At 60.3% G+C, this 19,858-nt stretch carries 18 protein-coding genes and 1 pseudogene; 7 read left to right on the top strand and 12 right to left on the bottom strand.

The window, feature by feature from the left end:
* Window positions 1-36: 36 nt before the first annotated feature.
* The 3 genes and pseudogenes from H1Y61_RS24995 (at window position 37) to H1Y61_RS24985 (ending at window position 1,468) form a co-directional block, all read left to right on the top strand.
* Window positions 37-624: an AP2 domain-containing protein gene (locus H1Y61_RS24995; RefSeq protein ID WP_234636846.1), complete on the top strand. Its 588-nt coding sequence runs from the start codon at window positions 37-39 to the stop codon at window positions 622-624.
* A 269-nt stretch (window positions 625-893) separates the two neighbouring features.
* Window positions 894-1,106 (top strand): annotated as a pseudogene (locus H1Y61_RS24990) (WGR domain-containing protein).
* An 83-nt stretch (window positions 1,107-1,189) separates the two neighbouring features.
* On the top strand, window positions 1,190-1,468 hold the full coding sequence (locus H1Y61_RS24985) for an HU family DNA-binding protein (RefSeq protein WP_071205435.1): 279 nt from the start codon (window positions 1,190-1,192) through the stop codon (window positions 1,466-1,468).
* 45 nt (window positions 1,469-1,513) lie between these two features.
* Here H1Y61_RS24985 and H1Y61_RS24980 read toward each other — a convergent pair whose 3' ends face one another.
* Together H1Y61_RS24980 and H1Y61_RS24975 are read right to left on the bottom strand one after the other, a co-directional pair.
* The gene (locus H1Y61_RS24980; RefSeq protein WP_041699667.1) at window positions 1,514-1,825 is read right to left on the bottom strand and encodes a DUF736 domain-containing protein; all 312 of its coding nucleotides are present in this window, start codon (window positions 1,823-1,825) and stop codon (window positions 1,514-1,516) included.
* A gap of 416 nt (window positions 1,826-2,241) precedes the next feature.
* Entirely contained in the window at window positions 2,242-3,168 is a 927-nt protein-coding gene (locus tag H1Y61_RS24975) for an AraC family transcriptional regulator (protein WP_071205484.1), read from the bottom strand.
* An 81-nt stretch (window positions 3,169-3,249) separates the two neighbouring features.
* Between H1Y61_RS24975 and H1Y61_RS24970 the strand changes: the two genes are divergently transcribed.
* Window positions 3,250-4,077: an oxidoreductase gene (locus H1Y61_RS24970; RefSeq protein ID WP_071585025.1), complete on the top strand. Its 828-nt coding sequence runs from the start codon at window positions 3,250-3,252 to the stop codon at window positions 4,075-4,077.
* 95 nt (window positions 4,078-4,172) lie between these two features.
* On the opposite strand, the gene H1Y61_RS24965 is transcribed toward H1Y61_RS24970, so the two are convergent.
* The 3 genes from H1Y61_RS24965 to H1Y61_RS24955 all read right to left on the bottom strand — a co-directional run bounded on the left by H1Y61_RS24965 (window position 4,173) and on the right by H1Y61_RS24955 (window position 7,902).
* On the bottom strand, window positions 4,173-4,757 hold the full coding sequence (locus H1Y61_RS24965) for a hypothetical protein (RefSeq protein ID WP_071205485.1): 585 nt from the start codon (window positions 4,755-4,757) through the stop codon (window positions 4,173-4,175).
* Between the two features lie 685 nt (window positions 4,758-5,442).
* A complete protein-coding gene (locus H1Y61_RS24960; protein WP_071585026.1) occupies window positions 5,443-6,105 on the bottom strand; it encodes a DUF7007 domain-containing protein in 663 nt (220 codons plus the stop codon).
* 81 nt (window positions 6,106-6,186) lie between these two features.
* Window positions 6,187-7,902, bottom strand: a complete 1,716-nt coding sequence (locus tag H1Y61_RS24955; protein WP_180575533.1) for a ParB/RepB/Spo0J family partition protein — start codon at window positions 7,900-7,902, stop codon at window positions 6,187-6,189.
* 305 nt (window positions 7,903-8,207) lie between these two features.
* Here H1Y61_RS24955 and ligD point away from each other — a divergent pair, with 305 nt between their 5' ends.
* Complete coding sequence (gene ligD / locus H1Y61_RS24950; RefSeq protein WP_071205440.1) at window positions 8,208-9,254, top strand: non-homologous end-joining DNA ligase; 1,047 nt, start codon at window positions 8,208-8,210, stop codon at window positions 9,252-9,254.
* A 172-nt stretch (window positions 9,255-9,426) separates the two neighbouring features.
* Here ligD and H1Y61_RS24945 read toward each other — a convergent pair whose 3' ends face one another.
* The 4 genes from H1Y61_RS24945 to H1Y61_RS24930 form a co-directional block, all read right to left on the bottom strand.
* Window positions 9,427-14,514, bottom strand: coding sequence for a helicase-related protein (locus H1Y61_RS24945; RefSeq protein ID WP_180575532.1), 5,088 nt, complete (start codon window positions 14,512-14,514; stop codon window positions 9,427-9,429).
* Window positions 14,515-14,613: 99 nt separating this feature from the next.
* A complete protein-coding gene (locus tag H1Y61_RS24940; protein ID WP_156556168.1) occupies window positions 14,614-15,219 on the bottom strand; it encodes a DUF1419 domain-containing protein in 606 nt (201 codons plus the stop codon).
* Between the two features lie 132 nt (window positions 15,220-15,351).
* On the bottom strand, window positions 15,352-16,287 hold the full coding sequence (locus H1Y61_RS24935) for a DUF3991 and toprim domain-containing protein (protein ID WP_156556169.1): 936 nt from the start codon (window positions 16,285-16,287) through the stop codon (window positions 15,352-15,354).
* Window positions 16,288-16,464: 177 nt separating this feature from the next.
* Entirely contained in the window at window positions 16,465-16,644 is a 180-nt protein-coding gene (locus H1Y61_RS24930) for a hypothetical protein (protein ID WP_180575531.1), read from the bottom strand.
* A gap of 464 nt (window positions 16,645-17,108) precedes the next feature.
* On the opposite strand from H1Y61_RS24930, the gene H1Y61_RS24925 reads away from it, so the two are divergent.
* Window positions 17,109-17,507, top strand: coding sequence for a DUF6088 family protein (locus H1Y61_RS24925; RefSeq protein WP_234625163.1), 399 nt, complete (start codon window positions 17,109-17,111; stop codon window positions 17,505-17,507).
* Window positions 17,497-18,408 carry a nucleotidyl transferase AbiEii/AbiGii toxin family protein gene (locus H1Y61_RS24920; protein ID WP_234644357.1) on the top strand — a complete coding sequence of 304 codons (912 nt, stop codon included), beginning with the start codon at window positions 17,497-17,499 and terminating at the stop codon, window positions 18,406-18,408. The genes H1Y61_RS24925 and H1Y61_RS24920 overlap by 11 nt, the downstream gene beginning before the upstream one ends.
* Before the next feature lie 160 nt (window positions 18,409-18,568).
* Here H1Y61_RS24920 and H1Y61_RS24915 read toward each other — a convergent pair whose 3' ends face one another.
* The 3 genes from H1Y61_RS24915 to H1Y61_RS24905 are packed head-to-tail and all read right to left on the bottom strand — an operon-like array spanning window position 18,569 to window position 19,750.
* Window positions 18,569-18,787 (bottom strand): hypothetical protein, encoded by a 219-nt coding sequence (locus tag H1Y61_RS24915; protein ID WP_156556175.1) that lies wholly within the window; start codon window positions 18,785-18,787, stop codon window positions 18,569-18,571.
* Window positions 18,777-19,583, bottom strand: coding sequence for an exodeoxyribonuclease III (gene xth / locus H1Y61_RS24910; protein WP_174113417.1), 807 nt, complete (start codon window positions 19,581-19,583; stop codon window positions 18,777-18,779). The genes H1Y61_RS24915 and xth overlap by 11 nt, the downstream gene beginning before the upstream one ends.
* Window positions 19,580-19,750: a hypothetical protein gene (locus H1Y61_RS24905; protein WP_156556177.1), complete on the bottom strand. Its 171-nt coding sequence runs from the start codon at window positions 19,748-19,750 to the stop codon at window positions 19,580-19,582. Before H1Y61_RS24905 ends, xth begins: the two co-directional genes overlap by 4 nt.
* Window positions 19,751-19,858: the final 108 nt, after the last annotated feature.

Below are 19,858 nucleotides of genomic sequence, written 5' to 3'. Positions count from 1 at the left end.
ATTGGTCGAATGGGCGAAATCGAACGGCAGTAAACAATGATCACACCACGATCTAAACGTGCTCCAGAGGAGCGCTTTCACGACGAAGCCATGTATGCCATCCACCGACTGGACATCGACAAGCACAGACAAGATGCCTGGATGGTCAATCTTTCTCGCGGCGGGAAATCGATCCACATGACCTTCAGCGACAGCACCTATGGTGGGAAGGATCAGGCGCTGGAAGTGGCGCAAGCCTACCGCGATGCCGTTCTCCGGGTCGTACCCCCATTGAGCAACAATGATATGCGCATGTTGGTGCGCAAAAATCGCTCAGAAGGCAGCAGCGTGCCGGGCGTCTATTATATCGGACCCACCGGGGCGCATAAAACCGGTATCTGGATGGCTCGTATTGAGATCGCCCTTGATGATAAAACGCCGATCCCTGCAGGAAAGCGCCGCCGCCGACAGTTTACGCGCACCTTCAACGTCAGCAAATTCGGCTATGAGGAAGCCCGCCGTATGGCGGAAGAAGAACGCATTCGCATGGTCATGGCTGTCGAAAATGGCGAAGATCCGGCTTTACGCAGCCCGCAAGCTTTGAAACTTCATGAGAAGCTTACTCGAGACGACAACGACGATTAGAGAAGGCATTGTCTTCAGCACCACCAGAAAAACGGCCGCTTTTCTGGTGGTCGTGAATAGACCGATATTGGCGTGAGAAAATCACAAGAAAACCCGTTTGAACTTCATCTTACCGACGTGATGGCGGCGGGCGGCGTTATGTTTGTGCGGCACCCGGGATCAATCAACCTGTTTTTGATCCGGGCCGTATAGACGCAGAACATTGAAATTTGATCCCTGCCCCAACGCCCTACCACATCTATGTCGAGCGTATCGCGCCGGAACAGAACATGGCGCGGTTCTATGCGCTTGCTGTTCAGCCGACATTGTTCGGAGAGGTGTCGCTTGTGCGCGCCTGGGGCCGGATCGGAACGCGCGGACAGTAGATGGTGCGTCTGTTCGACAATGAGAGCCAGGCCACCAACCTGTTCCTCGACGTGCTTCGCAAGAAGCGCAAACGAGGTTATCGGCCAAAACGACCTGTGGACATCCAGCGGATCTGACCCTCGCCCCAATCCTCGCCGATGACAATCCGCTCATAAGCTGACACGGATTTTATCTTTGTGAGAAGATGCAAGTAATTTCCATGACCACCACCAATGAAATCGCCGACAAGATCGCCGCCGACAACGGCCTGACAAAGGTTCAGGCCAAGGGCATCGTCGAATCCGTGTTCCAGGCCATCGCCGACGCCGCAGGCTCCGACGCGGAAACGTCAATCCCCGGCTTCGGCAAATTTAAGGTGAAAACATCACCTGAGCGCGAGGGTCGCAATCCCGCGACCGGAGAAAAAATGACTGTTGCAGCTTCGAAGAAGCTGACTTTCGCGCCTGCCAAGGCCCTCAAGGATGCACTGAACAAGTGATCCCTGACGTGGAGAGCCCCGCCTTGGCGGGCGGGGCATCCAGTCTCAGTCCCGGTTCGACCGGGACCAGATGAGGGAGAGGCCTTCCTCGCCTTCGACCTCGATCAGCGTTGCGTAGATCGGAGCCGGGAAGCTCGGGTCGTCGAGCTTGACGGAGAGGTAATCGCGACCTTCGTTCGAGGTCTTCTTCCAGGCGGCGCCGAATTCGACCGTAGCCCCGGCGAGGATGCGGTAGTCCGGTCCCTTTTCGGAAGTGCGCTCGACCGCGCGGATGGTTGCCTTGACGTTGAGGTTGAGGGTCTTGATGGTGCCGGAGAAGCCGTTGCCGGAAGCGGTGAAAGAGCCGATGGTTGCCATTGTCGTAATCCTTTTCGGTTGTTCGGGCCGCGTCCATCGCGGCCTCGATGGCAGTCGATAGGACCGGGGACGATCGGCCTGCATCCAACGGACCGAAACGGAGTGGAGGACGGCCAGGGAGAGGCTTTTTTGCCTCGCGAGGAATGGGCGCTTCAGCGCACAGGGGAAGAAAACGAGCCGGCCGTTGCGGATGCCGATCGAGCCGAGCCTCGCGAGGCGGTCTTTGGTCAGACATGCCCCATCGAGACCGCAGTGGACGTGCCGGCTGACAGATCAAGTGGTACGACTATGGCATTATCGGGAGGTGTCGAATGGGAACAGGTTGCATAGTGGCCACAACTCCCAATCGAATGGTCGTAGCGAACGCCCACCTGTGACAGATTGCCGGAACGGGCACTATGCCTCCTCGCTTAGGCTCAGACGAGTTCGCCAAGGTGGTGTCTGACCCATTTGGCCTCCTCCGACGCTGTGCGACCGAAATGTCGCTTAAAGTCTCGGCTGAACTGGGCCGGGCTTGCATAACCGACTGACGTCGCGACCATCGCAATCGTCTTTTCCTGGCGGGCGATGATCAATCTTGCTTCGTGCAGCCGCATGGCCTTCACATATTGCATCGGACTGGTGCAAGTCAGGTCCTTGAAATGTACATGGAAGGACGGCACGCTCATGCCCACCCTGCCTGCCAGGTCGGCGATGGAGATTTCAGTGCTGTAGTGCTCCCGCAGCCAGGCCAGGCTCCGGAAGATTTTCCCGTATGGCCCACTGTGCTGAAGCGCGGCAATCATTGCGCCGCCTTGCGGACCGACCAGCACCCGATAGTGCAGTTCGCGCAGAATGCCCGCACCCAGAACGGCACTTTCGACCGGACTGCGAAGCGCCCTCAACAGGCGTAACAGGACGTCCTCGATGTCAGCATCCATCTTGTTCGACATCAGACCGCGTGGCGGATGACCAGCCAGCTCGCTGCGCTTTTCGACCTGCAGGGCGATCTCAGCCGCCAACTGCATATCGAATTCGAGATAGACCGCAAGCAATGGCCGCTTCGGACTGGCGGTCGATTCCATCCGGAAAGGCACGGGGACAGAAACAGCCAGATAGTGGTCTTCATCGTAGCGGAAGATTTCTCCGTCCAGCATGCCCTGCTTGCTGCCCTGAAGGACGAACACCGCGCCTGGGTTATAGAGGACCGGGACATCGTGGAGCACGGCCTCAGTGCGCAGAATGCGAACGGGATCGAGTCCGGTCGGATTGTATCCGTGACGCGTGGCTAGACCGCCGGCCAATTCTACCAGCTGGTCTCGCATCGATTGGCGATGTCCGTCAATCATAGGATTTGGCAACAACTTCATCGGATCTGCAATCGTTCAGCCGGACGATTAATACTATCGGTCAAACGTCTCTGCAATCAAGGAAGTTCGCACATCATGTCGAGAAAGACCTTTTTCATCACCGGCGCAAATTCCGGTTTCGGCCTGGCCATCGCTACAGCTGCTGCCCGGATGGGCCATCAGGTGATCGGCACCGTCCGATCCGAGATAGCACGCTCGGCGCTTGCCGCAGCCGTACCCGCCATTCACCCCGTCCTTTGCGACGTAACCGCGTTCGACCGGATACCGGATGTCGTCCGTGATACGGAAGAGAAGCACGGGCCGGTCGATGTGCTCATCAACAATGCCGGTTACGGCCACGAGGGCGTCATCGAAGAATCGCCTCTCGAAGAGATGCGCAGACAGTTCGACGTGAACGTCTTTGGCGCTGTAGCTGTCGCCAAGGCGTTTATTCCCAGGTTCCGCGAACGGCGCCAGGGTTTCATAGTCAATGTCACGTCGATGGGCGGCATGATCACCATGCCCGGTATCGGGTATTACTGTGGCAGCAAGTTTGCGCTGCAAGGCATATCGGAAGTGATGCGTTCAGAAATGGCGCCGTTCGGCGTGCATGTGACGACGTTATGCCCCGGCTCTTTCCGCACAGACTGGGCCGGACGTTCGATGATCCGCACGGAAAGGTCGATCGCGGATTACGATTCCCTTTTTGATCCGATACGCGAGGCCCGGCAGGCAGTCAGTGGCAAGCAGCTTGGGGATCCAGAGAAACTCGCTGCAGCCGTCTTGATCCTAGTTGAGACCGATAACCCGCCACCGCAGCTTCTCCTTGGCAGCGACGCTCTCAAGCATGTATCGGCAAGAATCAAGCGTCTTCAAGAAGAGATCGATGCGTGGACGTCCGTGACGGTATCGACGGACGGCTGACCGGAGAAAGAGGGCGCTCGGACCCTACGGCGCATTTACCCATTTATGATTTTTCTAAATGAGGTCTCAGGCGGGGCCGAAGCCCCGCGATCGTCCTATTCGAATGCTGACATCTGGGCAGTCGCGGCTTGTCTGTCGACCGAGTTGGCGGGTTGCTCGACCGTACGCTCGTAGGGCTTCCAGGTTTCGCCGGTGATGTCCTCGTAAGCCGAGACGGCGCCTTCGGCTGCCATGCGAAGCACATGGGCCTGCAGACCCATGTCGGCTGCGAACTCTCGCTTTCGCTGGGCGCGGCTGTCGAAGCCGACCGGACCGTCGAGGTCCTCGTCCCTGGTATCGTTGGAGAGCTTCGTGGTGAGATCGCGGGCTTCGGTTACCGCGCGGCTGTAGAATTGCCCCGCGCCGTAGGCGGAGCCGACGAAGGATCCGACGATGCGCTGCATGTGGATCTGCATGGCCTTTTCGGCAAGGCCGTCCTTCAGGGCATCGGCGCTTTCGATCAACTGACCGCGGTGGAGATCGCGGATCCCGTCGCTGTCGATGAGGGCAAGGCCGAAGCTTTCGGAGATGCGCAGTGCCTGGGTGGCGTCGGGGCAGGCGAGCCTGACCATTTCGAGTGTGGTGACACGCTGGGATTTTACGGAACGGTTCTTCTGGGTGGAGCGGTTGAGCGGTGCCATGATCGGATCCTTTATGAGCGATGTTTCAGCGAAGCCCGGGGTGCCGGTCGTCGTCCGGCTCAGCCCCTTGGGTGCGGGCAAAAGGACATGGGCACCAGCGGCCCGGCCCAAGGTCAGGGCATCGCCAGGAGGAGCGAGGATGGTTTGCGGATGGTGCTGCCCGCACTTGCGGGCTGCGACAGACGCGGACCTGCCTTGCGACGAGGCGAGGATCCTGCCGCAACGCGGCGCGCCAGCGGCCTTTGACCGGGACGCGCCCATGTCAGACCGCAGCAAAACCGAGGTGCTGTGCCGGCCGACAATCTGGTCCACGACAGCATGATGCAATCGCCATGGCGATCCGACCTTGGCACCGCCGCGTCATTCACAAGGGGCCCGACAAATCTCGACCACACCACACTCCAGTGCAAGCGAGTTGCCCCTTGTCTTGGCTTCCGCCTTCGATCGAAGCGTCACCGCGCCCTCGACTTGGACAGACTTTTCGCTCTCACCCGGCTCGGTTGATCTACGTGCCGTGATCGGAACGCGGCCATGCGGTGCTTGCATTTCCACCGCGCCTTCGTTCGCGTCGTCCGCTCTGCCCGCCGGGAGCGGCAATCCTGCTGCCGTGCCCAGATCCTGCGATAAAGCTCGATGAAATCGATCACCTGATTTTCAGGAAGGTCACTGTCGCTAGGCGCGACCGTCATCGCCGCGCCGCCCAGGTCACAAAGCTGGACGGGCCATCATATGGCTCGTGCTTGGCTGGATCGATGACGAAGCCATGTCGGCCGATCACGTAGTCGGAGCGTGGAACCATAAACCGTCGTTCGCCGACCTCGCCTCGGATCCCACCCAAAGTCGCGAGACACTCGACGAGACCTGGCTGGTGATCGGAATTCAGGGCTGCGATGACCACCCAGTCGTGGCGATGTCGCTTTTCGAAATCTTGGGCGTCCCGCACGTGAGACTGACTGCCGTTCAGTATGACACCCATGACGCGCTCGTAGGCATCAGGGAAATAGTCTCGAAGCGTCCGATCGGCCACCCGACGTTCATAGGCGGTGAATAGATGCGGGAAAGCATGGGTGACCTTCGCCCATTCACAATCCTCCTCATAAAATTCGCCGTCATTCCGGAAGAGAGCATGGACGGCCGAATTGGCTTTCTCGGCCAGATGGAAACCGCCGTGACTGGCGGTAGAATGCAGAATGATCCCGTCGGCGAATTGCCGCGAAACCTGCGCCCTGCCCCATGGTGTCGAGGCTCCCGCTGGTATCGTCGGCCGCTTCAATGTCCGTAGCTCGGCCTCATGCGCCGCTTTTTCTGCGGCCGTATCTTCAGCCATGTCATCATGGATCTCTGCCATGACAAACTCCTTCTGATTGCTGGAAACAAAAACGCCGCCGGCATCAGCCAGCGGCGTTGGTTCAGATCCTTGTGCCTTGTGCTATTCGGCGGCCTCGCGGAAACCCTCGCCGGCCTCTTCCTCGACGGCGGAATGGTCAACCAGGTCACCACCCGAAAGCTGATCTTCGAGCGCATCGAGATCGTCGCGGACATCCTCCGATCCGCTATCGACGCTGGCAAAACGTCCAGCCCAGGACCGCACGTCGTCCGTGGAAGGCGCGAGCAGCGCTGCCGGATGCACCAGCTTGTCCTCGGCAAAATGCTCGACCAGAGCCGCGCGGGTATCCTTCACCTTGATCCGACCGGGCACGCCCGCCGTTTCCGCGGTCGCCTCCAGCGCAGTGCGGGACAGGCATGAGAGGAAGTCGTCGGTCGCCATATTGGGCAGGAACTCGTCAGCGCCGATGGCGTCGCCGGCAATACGGGCGATCAGGCAGCTATCTGAGCGATTGCGCCGAAGAGACAGGACTTCGACCAGGACCGAGCGCGCAGCCTGCAGCAGTGTCTCACGATCGAAGGACAGCTTGCCGTCCTCGCCAATCAGCCTAGCAGCATGTGGGCCGCATTTTGCATGACCATAGGGATTGTCCGATGCACCGCTGGCGATGCTGACATTCGTGCCGGTAAAGGCCAGAATGAGCAGAGCCATCAACGTATCGTCCTCGATCGGCGCACGGGCGAGCGCCTCGTGCAGAGCGTCCGTCCGCAAGTCGCCGATCATGTCGAGACCCTTCTGGGTCACATCGGGCCGCACTTTCGGCGTCTCAACCTCCTCGACGATGGTTTCGACACCATCGAGATCCTTGACCAGCTTTGGCTTCTTCGCCTCTGGCATGCGATAGGCAACCGATTGAACTGAGCCGTCTCGCGCGTTGATGTACCATCCGGTCAGGTCACCCTTGCCGGGCTTGCCGTAGACCTGTTGCGCTTTGGCAGGCAGCTTGGCCTGGCCATATTCATTGGCCTCGATAACCGAGCCGCGCTTCGGCAGGTTGTCGGCGAGCCATTCCTGCTGAGCACCGAGAAACGCCTCGACGTCCGTGGTATAGCGGCTGTCCTCGTCAGCGGGTGCAAACAGGTCCTCGACCCAGGTGATGCCGTAAGCCTGTGCCAGATCGTCGCCGAAACTTGCATGTTTGGCGAGCATCCGGGTCGTGGTCAGTGCCCGAGCAACCTCCCACCACGGCACCTGCGGATCCTGCTTCTTCGGCTTGTACTTCTTCCACACCTCGGCCTGCTCATCCTGTCCGGCGGCGGCGATTGTGCGCAGTTGCTGCTCGTTCGGCATGTCACCGCGCGCCATCTGGTCGAGCATCGCGGGCAGGATATTGGCCAGAAGCCGCAGCTTGCGGATCTGCCGGCTCGGAAGTGCCAGCGCCATGGCGATCGACTCCTCGGTCCATCCGAGAGCTACCAGCCGCTCGATGGCGCGCCATTGGTCGACCGGATTCAGCGGTTCGCGGGCGATGTTTTCGGCAAAAGACTGCATGGCGCCGAGATCGTCGGAGGGATCTGCCAGCAGCAGCGGGATTTCCACGAGATCCGCGGCAATGGCTTGTGCTGCACGGCGATGGCCGAAGACGATGATGTAGCTGTTGCCGCCTTCCGGATCGAGTTTGACGATCGGTGGTTGGACGACGCCGATGGCCCTGATCGATGCGCAGAGCAGCGCGTCGGACTGGAGTGAGGATTTCGACTGGCGGGACCGGTCAGGATTGTCCTTCAGGCTGCGCGGATCGGCTGTAATCAACTGCATGGGAATGACCTTTCGGTTTCGGGCGGACGGACTGTCCTTGCCTCCTCATCTTCTTCTCGAAGACATCTCCCGAACCGCAGGACGAGCCGGCGGCTGCAATTGCGCCGGAGCAGACCTGGCTTGCGGGAGAGCGAGGCACACCTGCCTTGCGAGACAAGCAGGCCCGGTCTTGGCGACCGGCGCGATTGAGGGAACCGTCAGCCGTTGGACCGTCCCTGCGAACCGGTTTCCGTCTCCTTTTCCTCCCCTTCTCCATTCCTCGATGATGTCACACGATTTTAAGCAATTGCTGCTGAACTCTGGCCATGACAAAGCCGCCGCGCCAGAAATCCCAGCCGCTTTTGCGGGAGACCGACGCTCCGATCCGCTCGCGACCGCGCAAACCCCGCGATCCGGCGCAACCGCAACTTCCTTTCGACCCGATGCCCGATCGCATCGAGCCGTGCCTGGCACTGTTGAAGGCAAAGCCGCCGTCGGGATCGGACTGGATCTATGAGATCAAATGGGACGGCTATCGCGTGGCTGTTCATATCGAACCGAACTCGGTGCGGATCATCACGCGCAGAGGGCATGACTGGACGGACAGGTTTCCGGCAATCGCAGCCGCGGCGCGCACGCTCGGCGTCGGGACCGCCATTCTCGATGGGGAAGCCGTCGTGCTCGACGCGGAGGGCCGCTCGGACTTCGGGGCGCTGCAGCGCTCGCTCGGCGGACGCGGGGGGAAGAAGGCATCAAACGATGCTATCCTCTACGCGTTCGACCTGCTGTATTTCGACGGGCATGACCTGACGAACATGGAGCTGTTCGGACGTCGTCACCTGCTGGAAGACCTGATCGGCGAAAGCAAGGGCGTAGTCCGCGTCTCGCAGGAGGTCGAGGCGGATGGCGCGGCACTTCTGGCTGCCGCGCGCGAACACGGTCTGGAAGGCATCATCGCCAAGCACCGCGACAGCACCTACCGCTCGGGCCGGCTCGGCGACTGGCTGAAGATCAAATGCATCCAGAGCGAGAGCTTTGTGATTGTCGGATACGAGCCATCCTCTGCAGCACGCGGCGGGATCGGCAGTCTGCTGCTGGCGGCCTACCAGGGCAACGCGTTCGTCTATGTCGGTTCGGTCGGAACTGGCTTCAAAGAGAAAGAGGCTGTCGAACTCCGCCACATGCTGGACACGCTGAAGACCAGGCGTGCGCCGGTTGCGGTCGATAAAAAGGGGGTCGTCTTCGTTCAACCGACCTTGATCGCCGAGATCGAATACCGTGCCTGGACGGACGACGGCAAGTTGCGGCATGCCTCATACAAGGGTCTGCGAGAACAGCAGGATAACGCAGCGATCTACAAGCTCCCGGAATAGCGCCTGTAGGCCAAAACGAAAGGGCGCTCGACCCTTTCGGGGAGCGCCCTTCCAACCCGGACGGTTTCGAACGCGCGGCAATCGCACTGTGAGGCAAACCATCGAAACGGGTGATGACCGATAGATGTGTATCGACCATTTCCGTTTCAAGTGGCGGCGGATATGCCGCTGTTTACGCGGCTTCCTGGCGATCCTCCTCTGGTTCGTTGGCCGTTGCGGCCAGATCCCTTTCGATCTCGTCCAGTTGGCTCAGCTTGAGTTCAAGCTCGGCTTCGAATGAGAAGCGTTCCCCCAGACGCGGCGTGTAGGAGGTGAGACGGCGCTTCGCGTCTGCAAGCCGATTGCGATAGTTTGCGCGTTCCTGTTCAAAGCCGGAGAGCGCATGTTCGAGCCGGGAGATGGCACCGATCGGCGTCGTGGTGACGGGCAGGTCGATCTCGTAGTCGCCACCGGTACGTTGAAGCAGCGTTTCGTAGCGGTAGCCATCCTTGCCGAACCGTTCGCCATGATAGGCGAGATCGAAGCCGCCGATCGTGGCGATGATCACCTCTTTCTCCTGCTGAAGCTGAACCAGCGTCAGGATCTCTTTCATCAGCGCGCGGCCGGCGAGCTTGCGCTCGTCGAACTCCGCGCTTCCGACTTGCATCGCGAATGCGTCTCCCGCGGTCGGGACCAGGCGTCCGATGTCCTTGCCCACATCCTCGATCCGGCGGCTGGAAAACTCGATATCCCGTTCGGCGTCACGGATCTGTCGCCGGATCGCGTGCTGGTCATCGATATGCGCGGCCCGCAAGCGGTCAAGACGCGCGATCTCGGCCTCAAGCCCGGCCTTCTGCATCAGCCGCTCGTCGCCGGACGCGATGGCCTTGGCCATGGCGAACTGGTTTGCTTGGCCCTCGCCCATGTCCTCAAGCCGACGGACACTGGTGTCGCCGGACAGGGCCGCCGCAATGAACCGGGCCTTGCGCTCGTTGTTCTGCCACATGGTGGCATCGAGGCTGCCGAGCGTGGCGTAGGCAAACACGTCGACTTCGTCTTGCTGGTTGCCCTGGCGGATAATACGGCCTTCACGCTGCTCGATCTGCGATGGGAGCCACGGCACGTCGAGGTGATGGAGCGCCTTCAACCGCGCCTGGACATTGACGCCTGTGCCCATGGTTTCGGACGAGCCGATCAGCACGCGGACCTTGCCAGCATTGAAGTCGTTGAACAGCCGCTGCTTGGCGTCCGACTTCTTGTAGTCCTGCATGAAAGCGATTTCGGAGGCCGGCACGCCCAATCGGACCAGTTCATCGCGGATCCAGCGATAGGCCGAGAAACCGCGCGTCGCCTCGACCGAGATTGTGCCGAGATCGGAGAAGATCAACTGGCCGGCGCCCGGGCGGTCGAACGGCTTGCCGTCCTTGCGGCGATATTCCGCCTCTCCCGTTTCCTGCCAGATCCGGTGGGCATTGGCGACAAGTGCGTTGAGCTTGTTGGCGGCCTCATTCTCCATTCCCTGATCGACAAGCCGCAGATCGATGGCGGCGTGGCGCCCGTCGGTGATGACCGAGAGCAGGATGTCGTCGCCTGGCTTGGCCGGACCATCCCGCATCTCGATTGCCTTGATCCGCGCGTCCAACTGCTTCTGATAAGCTTTGAAGGCTGCCGTCGGTTCGGCGGTGACGATCTGGCGCTTGCCGCCGGAGACATCGGGGACCTTCACATAGGTCCTGAGATCCGCTGGCAACACGACGTCGGCAAACGACCGGAACATGGCAATCAGTTCCGGCACGTTGACGAACTGGCTGAAGCGCGTGACCGGCTTGTATTTGCCCGACGGCTGTAGTTCGAGTTCGGTCGAGGTATCGCCGAAGGTCGAGGCCCATGCGTCGAACTCGTGCAGGCCACGTTTCGACAATGCTGCCGGATCCATCATCCGCTGCACCGAGAACATCTCGCCGAGCGTGTTGGTGATTGGCGTGCCCGACGCCAGCACCAGCGCCCTGCCCGGATTTTTCGACTCGATGAACCGGGATTTGACGAACAGGTCCCAGGCGCGCTGCGAACCATTCGGATCCACACCGCGCAACGTAGACATGTTGGTGGCAAAGGACAGCTTGCGGAACTCCTGCGCCTCGTCGACGATGATCTGGTCGATCCCGAGCTCGGAGATGGTCAGCAGATCGTCCTTGCGGGTGGCGAGGGATTCCAGCCGTTCCTTGTGGCCCTCCTTCATGCGCTCGATGCGCTTACGCGACAGCCGGTCGTCGCGCTCGACCTTGACCAGCAGCTCCTCGTAAAGCTCCAGTTCGTCCTGGATCATCTGGGCCTCGAAGGCCGAGGGCACCGCGATGAACCGAAACGCCGAATGGGTTATGATGATGGCGTCCCAGTTGGCGGTCGCCGCCCGTGACAGGAAGCGATGGCGCTTCTCCCTGACGAAGTTCGTTTCGTCGGCGACCAGGATGCGGGCGTTTGGATAGAGCGCCAGAAACTCACGGGCAGCCTGCGCCAGGCAATGGCCGGGCACGACCAGCATCGCCTTGTTGATCAGACCCAGCCGCCGCTGCTCCATGATGGCGGCCGCCATGGTCAGCGTCTTTCCAGCACCGACGGCGTGCGCGAGATAGGTGGCGCCGGCCGAGATGATCCGCCAGATCCCGCGCTTCTGATGACCGTACAAAGAAAAGGCGCCTGAGGCGCCGGGTAGCTGGAGATGATCGCCGTTGAAGGTTCGCGGCGCGATGTTGTTGAACGTGTCGTTATAGACGCGCGCCAGCCGGTCGGTGCGATCCGAATCGGACCAGATCCAGGACTGGAAGGCGGACTTGATCTTGGCGAGCTTCTCCTTTGCAGCCTCCGTCTCCACCGTGTTCAGCACCCGTCGCTCGGTCTCGCCGTCGCGGATCGTGTCGAAGATCTGCGGCAGGCAAGAGTTCAGGGCGTCGGATAGAAGGTGACCGGCATGACGGCGATGGGTGCCCCATTCCGTGGTGCCGGCCGCCGACCATTCCAGCTGCCGCGCATTGACCGTCCAGGTCGCCAGTTCCGGCAGATGATGAATGGAGATATCGGCCTCCATCATCTGTTTGACGAAGGCAACAACGTCCTCGGCGGGAATCCAAGGCGCGCCGAGGCGTGCGGTGATATCCGAGGGCCTGAGATCGGCAGGCTGGACACGCTCGAGCGCCGTGACGTTTCGCGCGAAGATTGGATCAAGCTCGGCCGCAGCGCGGGCAACGGTGAGCTTCGAACGGACAGCGCCGGACAGATAGGCATCAGCCATCTGCCAGGAGCCGTTGGACGGATCGCGGAAGACCGCCCCGCCCAGCTCGCCGATGACATCATCAACGTCGCGGTGCAGCAGCTCGGCGACATGATCGAGATCGACATGGCCGCGCTCGTTCAAAACCACGGCGAGCGCGTCGGATGCCGAGGTGATGACGGGTGCAGGCGGCGGCGCGATGACGCGCTCGGTAAAGATCGGCCCGGGCTTGGCGGTATTGGTTTCCAGGTCATAGTCCTCGATCGAGGCGACCAGCCAGCAATCGGGATCGTCGAGGATCGGCGCAAGGTTCGGCCGTCGGTGGACCTCCCTGACCTCCCCCGTCTCCTGATCCTCCGATGTCGAGACGGAGGTGAAGTTGATCGGACCGAATTCGCGCACGAAGCTCGACCAGGCGATGCGAAGCGACACCTGCGCCTTTTGCCACGGCTGATCGCGTTCCTGCAACTTGAGAATGAGCCGGACCGCGTCGCGGATCGGGATCAGCTTTCGGATGATCAGGGCGTGTTTGGCGAAAATGCCGTCGGTGCTGCGACCTTTCCTGACCTCGACCGGAACAGCAACCCCATCCACTACCTGCATCAGGGCTGTGGCCTTGCCGATGAAATAGCTGCCCTCGCGCACCTTTGGATCGTCGGGCCGCTCTGCCATGGCATCGGCGACTTCGTCCTCAAGCGCGAAGTCGATTGTGGAAGCCTTACCGTCATAGATATCGGCTGGTAGCTGACTGATTGTCGCGTTCAGGTTCGTTTCGAGGTCATTGTCAAAAGGGAGGCATGTATAGGCTTCGCCGAACGGACCTGACGTCATCGCATGCCGTCCCAGCACCATCTCGGGATGATCGGCGAACCACCTGTTGATACGGACGCGACCGCCCTCGCCTTCGGCCTGGACATCCGCGAGATCGAGCCAAGTGTTGTCTCCAACCGTGTCATCCGCACGGCGCTTTCGGAACAAGAGGATATCGACAACGACATCGGTTCCGGCGTCAGCGCGAAAGCTGCCTTCGGGCAGGCGAATGGCGCCAATCAGATCGGCCATGCTGGCGATGTGTTCGCGGGCGCGGGCGTCGGCCTTGTCCATGGTGCCGGACGAGGTGACGAAAACCGCAAGCCCGCCGGGCTTCAGCCGGTCGATGGACTTGGCGATGAAATAGTCATGCAGCCGAAAACCGAGGGAGCGGAAAGCCGGGTCGCTTTTCACTGTCCGATCCGAAAACGGCGGATTGCCGATCGCCAGATCGAAAGGGGCTGGCAGATCCGTCCGGGCGAAATCACTTGTGATGATCCTGGCCCGCGGTTGCAGCAGCCGGACGATACGGGCGGTGACAGGATCAAGCTCGATGCCGGTGACGTGGCTCACCTTGGAGAGCGCCTCCGGCATCAGCGCCGGAAACATGCCAGTCCCGATACCCGGCTCCAGGATCCGGCCGCCCTTGAAGCCCATGCGGATCAGCCCTGCCCAGATGGCACGAACGAGAAACTCCGGCGTGAAGTGGGCATATTGGGTGCAGCGCGCCAGAGACGCGTAATCACCCGGCGCAACGGCACTTTCGAGATTGCCGCCGAGCTCCTCCCAACCTTTGCGAAATGCCTCGTCGCCCGGACGCCGGAATATGCCGTTGGCCAGATCCGAGGCGCCAAAGCCGGTGAACTTGATCAGCCTTGCCTGCTGGTCAGGTCGGGCCGCCAGACCATGACGCTCGATCTTGTTCGCCAGCAGGATGGCGGCGATGTTGTCACGCGCACGGTCGCGCCAGGTTTTGGCGAGACCGCGAGAACCCTGGAGCCGGAAATCGACCTTCGTCCGCATCTGCGTTGTTCGCTTTGATTCTTTACCAACTGGGACTGCAGGTGCCGGTGTCGATGGCGGCGGGTCGATATCTATATCGGTCCCGAACTCTGCTGCGAAGCCCGGCATACCGAGATCGAAACCGGATGTGAGCGCTGTATTGCCGAACAGGTCTGACGTGAAAGGATCGTCATGCGCCATTGGAAAACTCCTGTGAGGTGGCGCGCCGAGGCACACTCGATGTTAAATGCGAGTGTTGCCAGGACGCGGAATGGTGAGATTTGGAAGTGAATGATGCCGTCAGGCAGCGTTGGTTTCTGGAAGGAGACGGAACTGCACCGGCAGTTTTGCGGCGATCTCCTCGTCGGTCAGATCGTCGAGCAGCTTCCAGACCTTGCCCTGAGCAGAGGGATAGACGAGCACGATCTGGCGATTGCGCAGGTCGGCCGGAAAGCGTGCGTCGGCATAGCCGCGGAAATCCGGACCGGTCGCGCTCCAGATATGATCGAGTTTTTCTTGGTCGTTCATGGCACGCACCGGACGGGATTCGCGGGTGATGATCTCGGCACGCATGCGGTCGGGTGACTGAAGATCGCCCAGATCGCAATAGCCGTGAAACCATCGGGACCGATCGTCGATCGTCAGCGCGAAAAAGACGCTGGTGACGCTGGCGGCCAGAAACTCCCGCATGGCGAACATGTCGCCGCGATAGAAGAGCGGCGGGAGGATTTCGAACATGCGGTCGTGATCGGCTTCTGATATCTCAAACCACTCGCCGATATATCGCGTGCCATTTATCCTGTCATCGTCGAACGGTGATTGGCTATGGCGATTGAACAGGGCATACATCTCGTGGCGGCTGGCCACACCTTCGAACACTTTACGGATGGTGGGAGGGTTGAACATCGGCTGCTCCTTTGGGGTTGGGGACCGAAGCGGAAGCCTGATCGACCTCTTCTTTCAGTCCTTTGATCACACCTCCTCAGCCGGCGCCTCGCGGGCAGCAGGTCAAGGGCCGCCGTCAGGCGGGCGGCAGCTTTACCCTTGATGCGCTGGCCGCGTATGCGGCAGCTCTCGTCTTTCCCTCCTCCCCTTCAATTCCTCATTCCAGTCTTCACATCGCGGCCTCAGCCGCGAGAAATCGCAACCGCCGCGATCTGCCATCTGGCGCAGACGATCGGCAAAGACCTCACCCTGAACATTGTTGTCGGTCGCGGCCACAAGCCACGCGCCCTCCCCGGAAGCCAATGTCTCCAACGCTTGCGCGGTTAGCGGCGACCACCCGCCTCCGGTGCTGACATAAAGCGTGTCGGATCTTGTCTGCTCGATCGCGGCCAGACTGAGCGCATCGATTGCCGCCTCCGTCACACAGATCCGACGAGCGTCGTTCATTCCAAACCGGAAGAGCGCCTTCGCGCCGCCGGTTGAAAACCCGCGCCACTCAGGGCCGCGCTCTTCCCAGCCGATGACGGCGCCAGCTTCATCGACATGTTTTGCCCACATCGAGCCATAGGGGCCTTCTCGAAGAACGTCCGCCTCGATCGCCGCAGAGATAACCTGCCATCGCAGCGCCCGGTTGTGTCGAAGATAGCTCCATGTTGCCGATGCTCGCCACGGCCGCTTTCTTTGGTTCCAGCGGTCAGGAATCGAAGCCCCTGTTTGTGTTTGACGAAGAGGCTTCTCCCAGGTCGCTGCGGTTGGCTGAAACGCGACGAGATCGCCGACCACCGCCAAGGCCTCGGCAAAGCCGATCCCATGGAGATAGCTTGCAAGAGCGAACACATCGCCCTTGGCATCCGAACGAGCGTCGAACCAGCCCCTGTCGTCATGGATGACGATGATGATGTCGTCGTCGCGCCGGAATTTGACTGCCCGGCGCGTGCTCTCTTTCCTGTCTATCGCGAAGCCCTCATGCTCAAGGACGGCTGCGCAGCCCACCTGGGTACGCAGTTCTTCGATGTCATTCTTTTCCATTTCACTTCCTTTAGCTTTCCTGACTGTTCGGACTGTCAGCGCCCAGGCCGCGAAGATGGAAGCGCGCAAGGGCGCGGGTTCGCAATGTGCAGATCTGCCGGGACAAGCTCGCGGCGAAGCCTCCCTTGCGCGCGCAACAGCGCAAGCGGCACGCCTTCCCCCGAAGGGGTGATCGGCTCAATGAGCCGATCCGTAAGCAAAGGGATCATAGATATTGATGACGGCGTCCTCGTCGCCGTCATACTCGGCGGAAATCATGACGCCGATCTCGCCATCGATTTCGAAGAGGGTGACCGGGACCATCAGGGTCCGGGCAAGATCGAATGCGTGGTTTTGTGCGAGGCTGAGATCCGACATGTGAGGCTCCATCCGTTGGCGGGGCCAATCCCCGCTCGATGGCGCCCGTTCGATCCGGGCCCGGCCGCGGTCACCTCGGCGGCGCAGCCAGAGAGGTCGCAGGAACTGCGAACCCCCTGCGGGTTGACCGTCCAAGGACGGGACTGGATTAGGGATGCCAGACAAGAGAGCTGGGTTCGGCAACGACATTGGTTGGAACGGGATTGGTATTCGACCTCGCCGCACGACTTTCGCCGGCTCAGCCAGACTGTAGATCCTGCTACGAAATGGAGATGTGGAGGTCTTCATGACAAGTGCGCGGGCGCGACGCCACGCTGGAAGCCGTGCATCCTGGACAGGCCCGATTACATGGCCTAAACGAGCATCTCAAGCCGCCAACGAGCTCTTGCGTCGTGTCGGGTTTTTGCATATATTCCGTGTCGGGTGTTTGCAGAAAGAAACGGACCATGCATCAGGCTAGGACATTGAAGCAGAAAATCCAGAACCGCGTCGCGCGAACGAAGAAAACTGATGTCTTTCTTCCGCGGGACTTTGCTGACCTCAGTGGTGAGGATCAGGTTCTGCGCGCGCTCAGGTCTCTGGTCCACGATGGGGCTCTGATGCGGTTAGGCTACGGTGTCTACGCCCGGGCGATGCGGTCGCGTCTATCGGGCCAGCTTATTGTCTCCAGTTCCAACGGCTTCCACAGTGCTGCTCTCCAAGCATTGAACAAGCTTGGTGTGGCTTGGGAGCAGAGCGACAGCACGAAAGCTTACAATGAAGGCCGTTCCACTCAGATCCCGGTGAATCCGACGGTCAAAGTCAAGGCGCGTTTCAACCGACGGCTCTCCGATGGCCGCGCGGAGCTCCGCGTTGAACGGTAATCCGGACCGCAAAACGCTTCTAGAGGTGCAGGAGTTCTTCGGTCTGCCTTCGCCTGCTTTGGTGGAAAAGGACTGGTTCGTCGTTCGAGCCCTGGCTGCCATCCATGATGTGCAGGTCGATGGATTGACCCTGGCGTTCGGCGGGGGAACGGCGCTTGGACGCGCGTATCGTTTGCTCGAACGCATGTCAGAAGACATTGACCTGCGCATCGTCGGCAAGGACAATCCGTCTCGCGGCGAGCTTAAACGCCTGCGAGCCACTGTGAACGAGCGGCTTGAGGCAGCGGGTTTTGCGGTCGAAGGTCACTATGTTGTCAAGCAAAGCGATCGCTACGTTCGATATGATCTGCCCTATGAACCCATCGCTAAGGGCGAGGGCGTTTTGCGACCGGAAATCAAGATCGAAATCGCCGCATTCCCGATTTGCACGGCGCCGGAAAATCGCTCTGTTGCATCCTTTGTTGCTGAGGCCACCGGCGCGTCTGCCGAGGCCACGGATGTCGCGTGCGTGAGACTGGTTGAAACCGCGGCTGACAAGTTCGTTGGTCTCGGACGTCGGGCTGGATTTGCGTTTGCCGATCTTGGGCCCCTCGATCACACGCTTGTTCGTCACGTCTACGACCTATCGCGTATGGATGGCCACTACGATGCGGATGAGGCGGCCGCAATCGCGTTGGAAACGATGAAGGCTGAAGCCAAGAGCCGTGCCGACGATTATCCTGCCTATAAGGCGGACCCGAGGGCTGAAACGCTCCGCGCGTACGAGACGATGTCCAAACACGGAGAGTTCGCAGCGGGTTATGCGAAGCTGCTTGGCGACATGGTCTATGGTGAAAAGCCTGGGTTTGAAGCCGCGTTCGAAAAGGTTCAACATTTCGTCGAACGGATCCGCAAGGCCTAAAATGTGAGGGATGCGCCTGCTCTACGATTATGAGGAAAGTGTCTAGCGGCTAGCCGAGAGGCTTCCTAAGCCTGCCCATCCGCCACATTAAACGAAATTGAACCGCCGACCCAGTTATTGGAGGAAGGGTTGCAAAGGGCAATTCTGTACCGCGGCATACTCAGGTACTCGCCGCTGGCCAGTCGTTTGCCGGCTCCTCGATCGCACCTTCCGACACATCGTCCGCAGGATCCGGATCACGTTCATTCGCAATCCGCAAACGCTCGATTTCCTCGATCGTGGCTTTAAAGACATCGGCTTGCTTGGCTCCGGAAACGACCGCTTGATCGACCAGGTTCGCCAAACCGCTTCTAAATTCGTCGCGCCAGTCATTGCTCATTTCGTTTCCTCCGTTTGATCTGTTTGTCGGATAGCTCAATCCACACCGGAGCGTGATCGCTGGTGCGCTCCCAGCCGCGCACATGTTTGTCGACCTCTGCCTTCTTCAGTCGCTTGGCAAGGTCGGGACTGAGGAGGAAATGGTCGAGCCTCAAGCCCGCGTCGCGCCCATAGGCATTTCGGAAATAGTCCCAGAACATGTAAATGCGCGCTCCCGGATGCATCTCACGTATCGCATCCGTCCAGCCCTGAGAGACAAGATTTCGGAAGGCGCCGCGCACCTCCGTGCGGAACAGCGCATCGTCCGTCCAACGCTCCGGTTTGTAGACGTCCAATTCCGTCGGCATGACATTATAGTCACCCACCAGGGCGACAGGTACCTCTAGTTCCAGCAATTCGGCGGCATAGTCGTGCAGACGCTGAAACCATCGGAGCTTGTAGTCGAACTTCGGGCCAGGATAGGGATTGCCGTTTGGGAGATAGAGGCCGCCAATCACAACGCCGTCCACGATGGCTTCAATAAAGCGGCTCTGCTCGTCCGCCGGCTCCCCCGGAAGACCCTTGCGCGTCAGGTGCGGCTCCTGACCTCGCGCCAGGATGGCGACGCCATTCCAGGATTTCTGGCCATGCCACACCGCACCATAGCCGGCGGCTTCGATGGCCTTCGCTGGAAACTTGGCATTCGACGCCTTCAGCTCCTGGAGAACGACAACATCCGGCTTCGCATCGTCCAGCCAACGAAGCAGGACCTCGAGACGACCGTTTACGCCATTGACGTTGAAGGTGGCGATTTTCACTTGGACTTGTGGTCGCCCTTCCCGGGCTTGGCATCGCTCTTCGCCTGATGGCGCTTGTCAGCCGAGAGGGATCGGCCGACGTCGACGGATTCCTTGAACTTGCCGTCTTCGTCGCGACGGACGTAGCGTTTGTCGGTTCCGGTATCGATGAGTTCGCGCTTTGACATGATGTTTCCTCGCATTTGCTTGTGCAGCGGAAACACGCAAAACGTCGAAAAGTTTCAGATTGGTGCCAACGGGCCTTGAACCGGTCTCAGCCGACTCTATTACATTAG

Origin of the sequence: Agrobacterium vitis (assembly GCF_013426735.1) — a bacterium.
Lineage (GTDB): Bacteria > Pseudomonadota > Alphaproteobacteria > Rhizobiales > Rhizobiaceae > Allorhizobium > Allorhizobium vitis_D.
Note: the sequence above shows the minus strand (reverse complement) of the source record. Positions and strands in the feature narration are given on the sequence as shown.

Coding starts and splice junctions, on each gene's coding strand:
- H1Y61_RS24970 (WP_071585025.1), top strand. CDS start 3,250: ATGTCGAGAAAGACCTTTTTCATCACCGGCGCAAATTCCGGTTTCGGC.
- H1Y61_RS24930 (WP_180575531.1), bottom strand. CDS start 16,644: ATGTCGGATCTCAGCCTCGCACAAAACCACGCATTCGATCTTGCCCGG.
- H1Y61_RS24915 (WP_156556175.1), bottom strand. CDS start 18,787: ATGAGCAATGACTGGCGCGACGAATTTAGAAGCGGTTTGGCGAACCTG.
- H1Y61_RS24940 (WP_156556168.1), bottom strand. CDS start 15,219: ATGTTCAACCCTCCCACCATCCGTAAAGTGTTCGAAGGTGTGGCCAGC.
- H1Y61_RS24985 (WP_071205435.1), top strand. CDS start 1,190: ATGACCACCACCAATGAAATCGCCGACAAGATCGCCGCCGACAACGGC.
- H1Y61_RS24995 (WP_234636846.1), top strand. CDS start 37: ATGATCACACCACGATCTAAACGTGCTCCAGAGGAGCGCTTTCACGAC.
- H1Y61_RS24905 (WP_156556177.1), bottom strand. CDS start 19,750: ATGTCAAAGCGCGAACTCATCGATACCGGAACCGACAAACGCTACGTC.
- H1Y61_RS24945 (WP_180575532.1), bottom strand. CDS start 14,514: ATGGCGCATGACGATCCTTTCACGTCAGACCTGTTCGGCAATACAGCG.
- H1Y61_RS24960 (WP_071585026.1), bottom strand. CDS start 6,105: ATGGCAGAGATCCATGATGACATGGCTGAAGATACGGCCGCAGAAAAA.
- ligD (WP_071205440.1), top strand. CDS start 8,208: ATGACAAAGCCGCCGCGCCAGAAATCCCAGCCGCTTTTGCGGGAGACC.
- H1Y61_RS24980 (WP_041699667.1), bottom strand. CDS start 1,825: ATGGCAACCATCGGCTCTTTCACCGCTTCCGGCAACGGCTTCTCCGGC.
- H1Y61_RS24935 (WP_156556169.1), bottom strand. CDS start 16,287: ATGGAAAAGAATGACATCGAAGAACTGCGTACCCAGGTGGGCTGCGCA.
- H1Y61_RS24965 (WP_071205485.1), bottom strand. CDS start 4,757: ATGGCACCGCTCAACCGCTCCACCCAGAAGAACCGTTCCGTAAAATCC.
- H1Y61_RS24955 (WP_180575533.1), bottom strand. CDS start 7,902: ATGCAGTTGATTACAGCCGATCCGCGCAGCCTGAAGGACAATCCTGAC.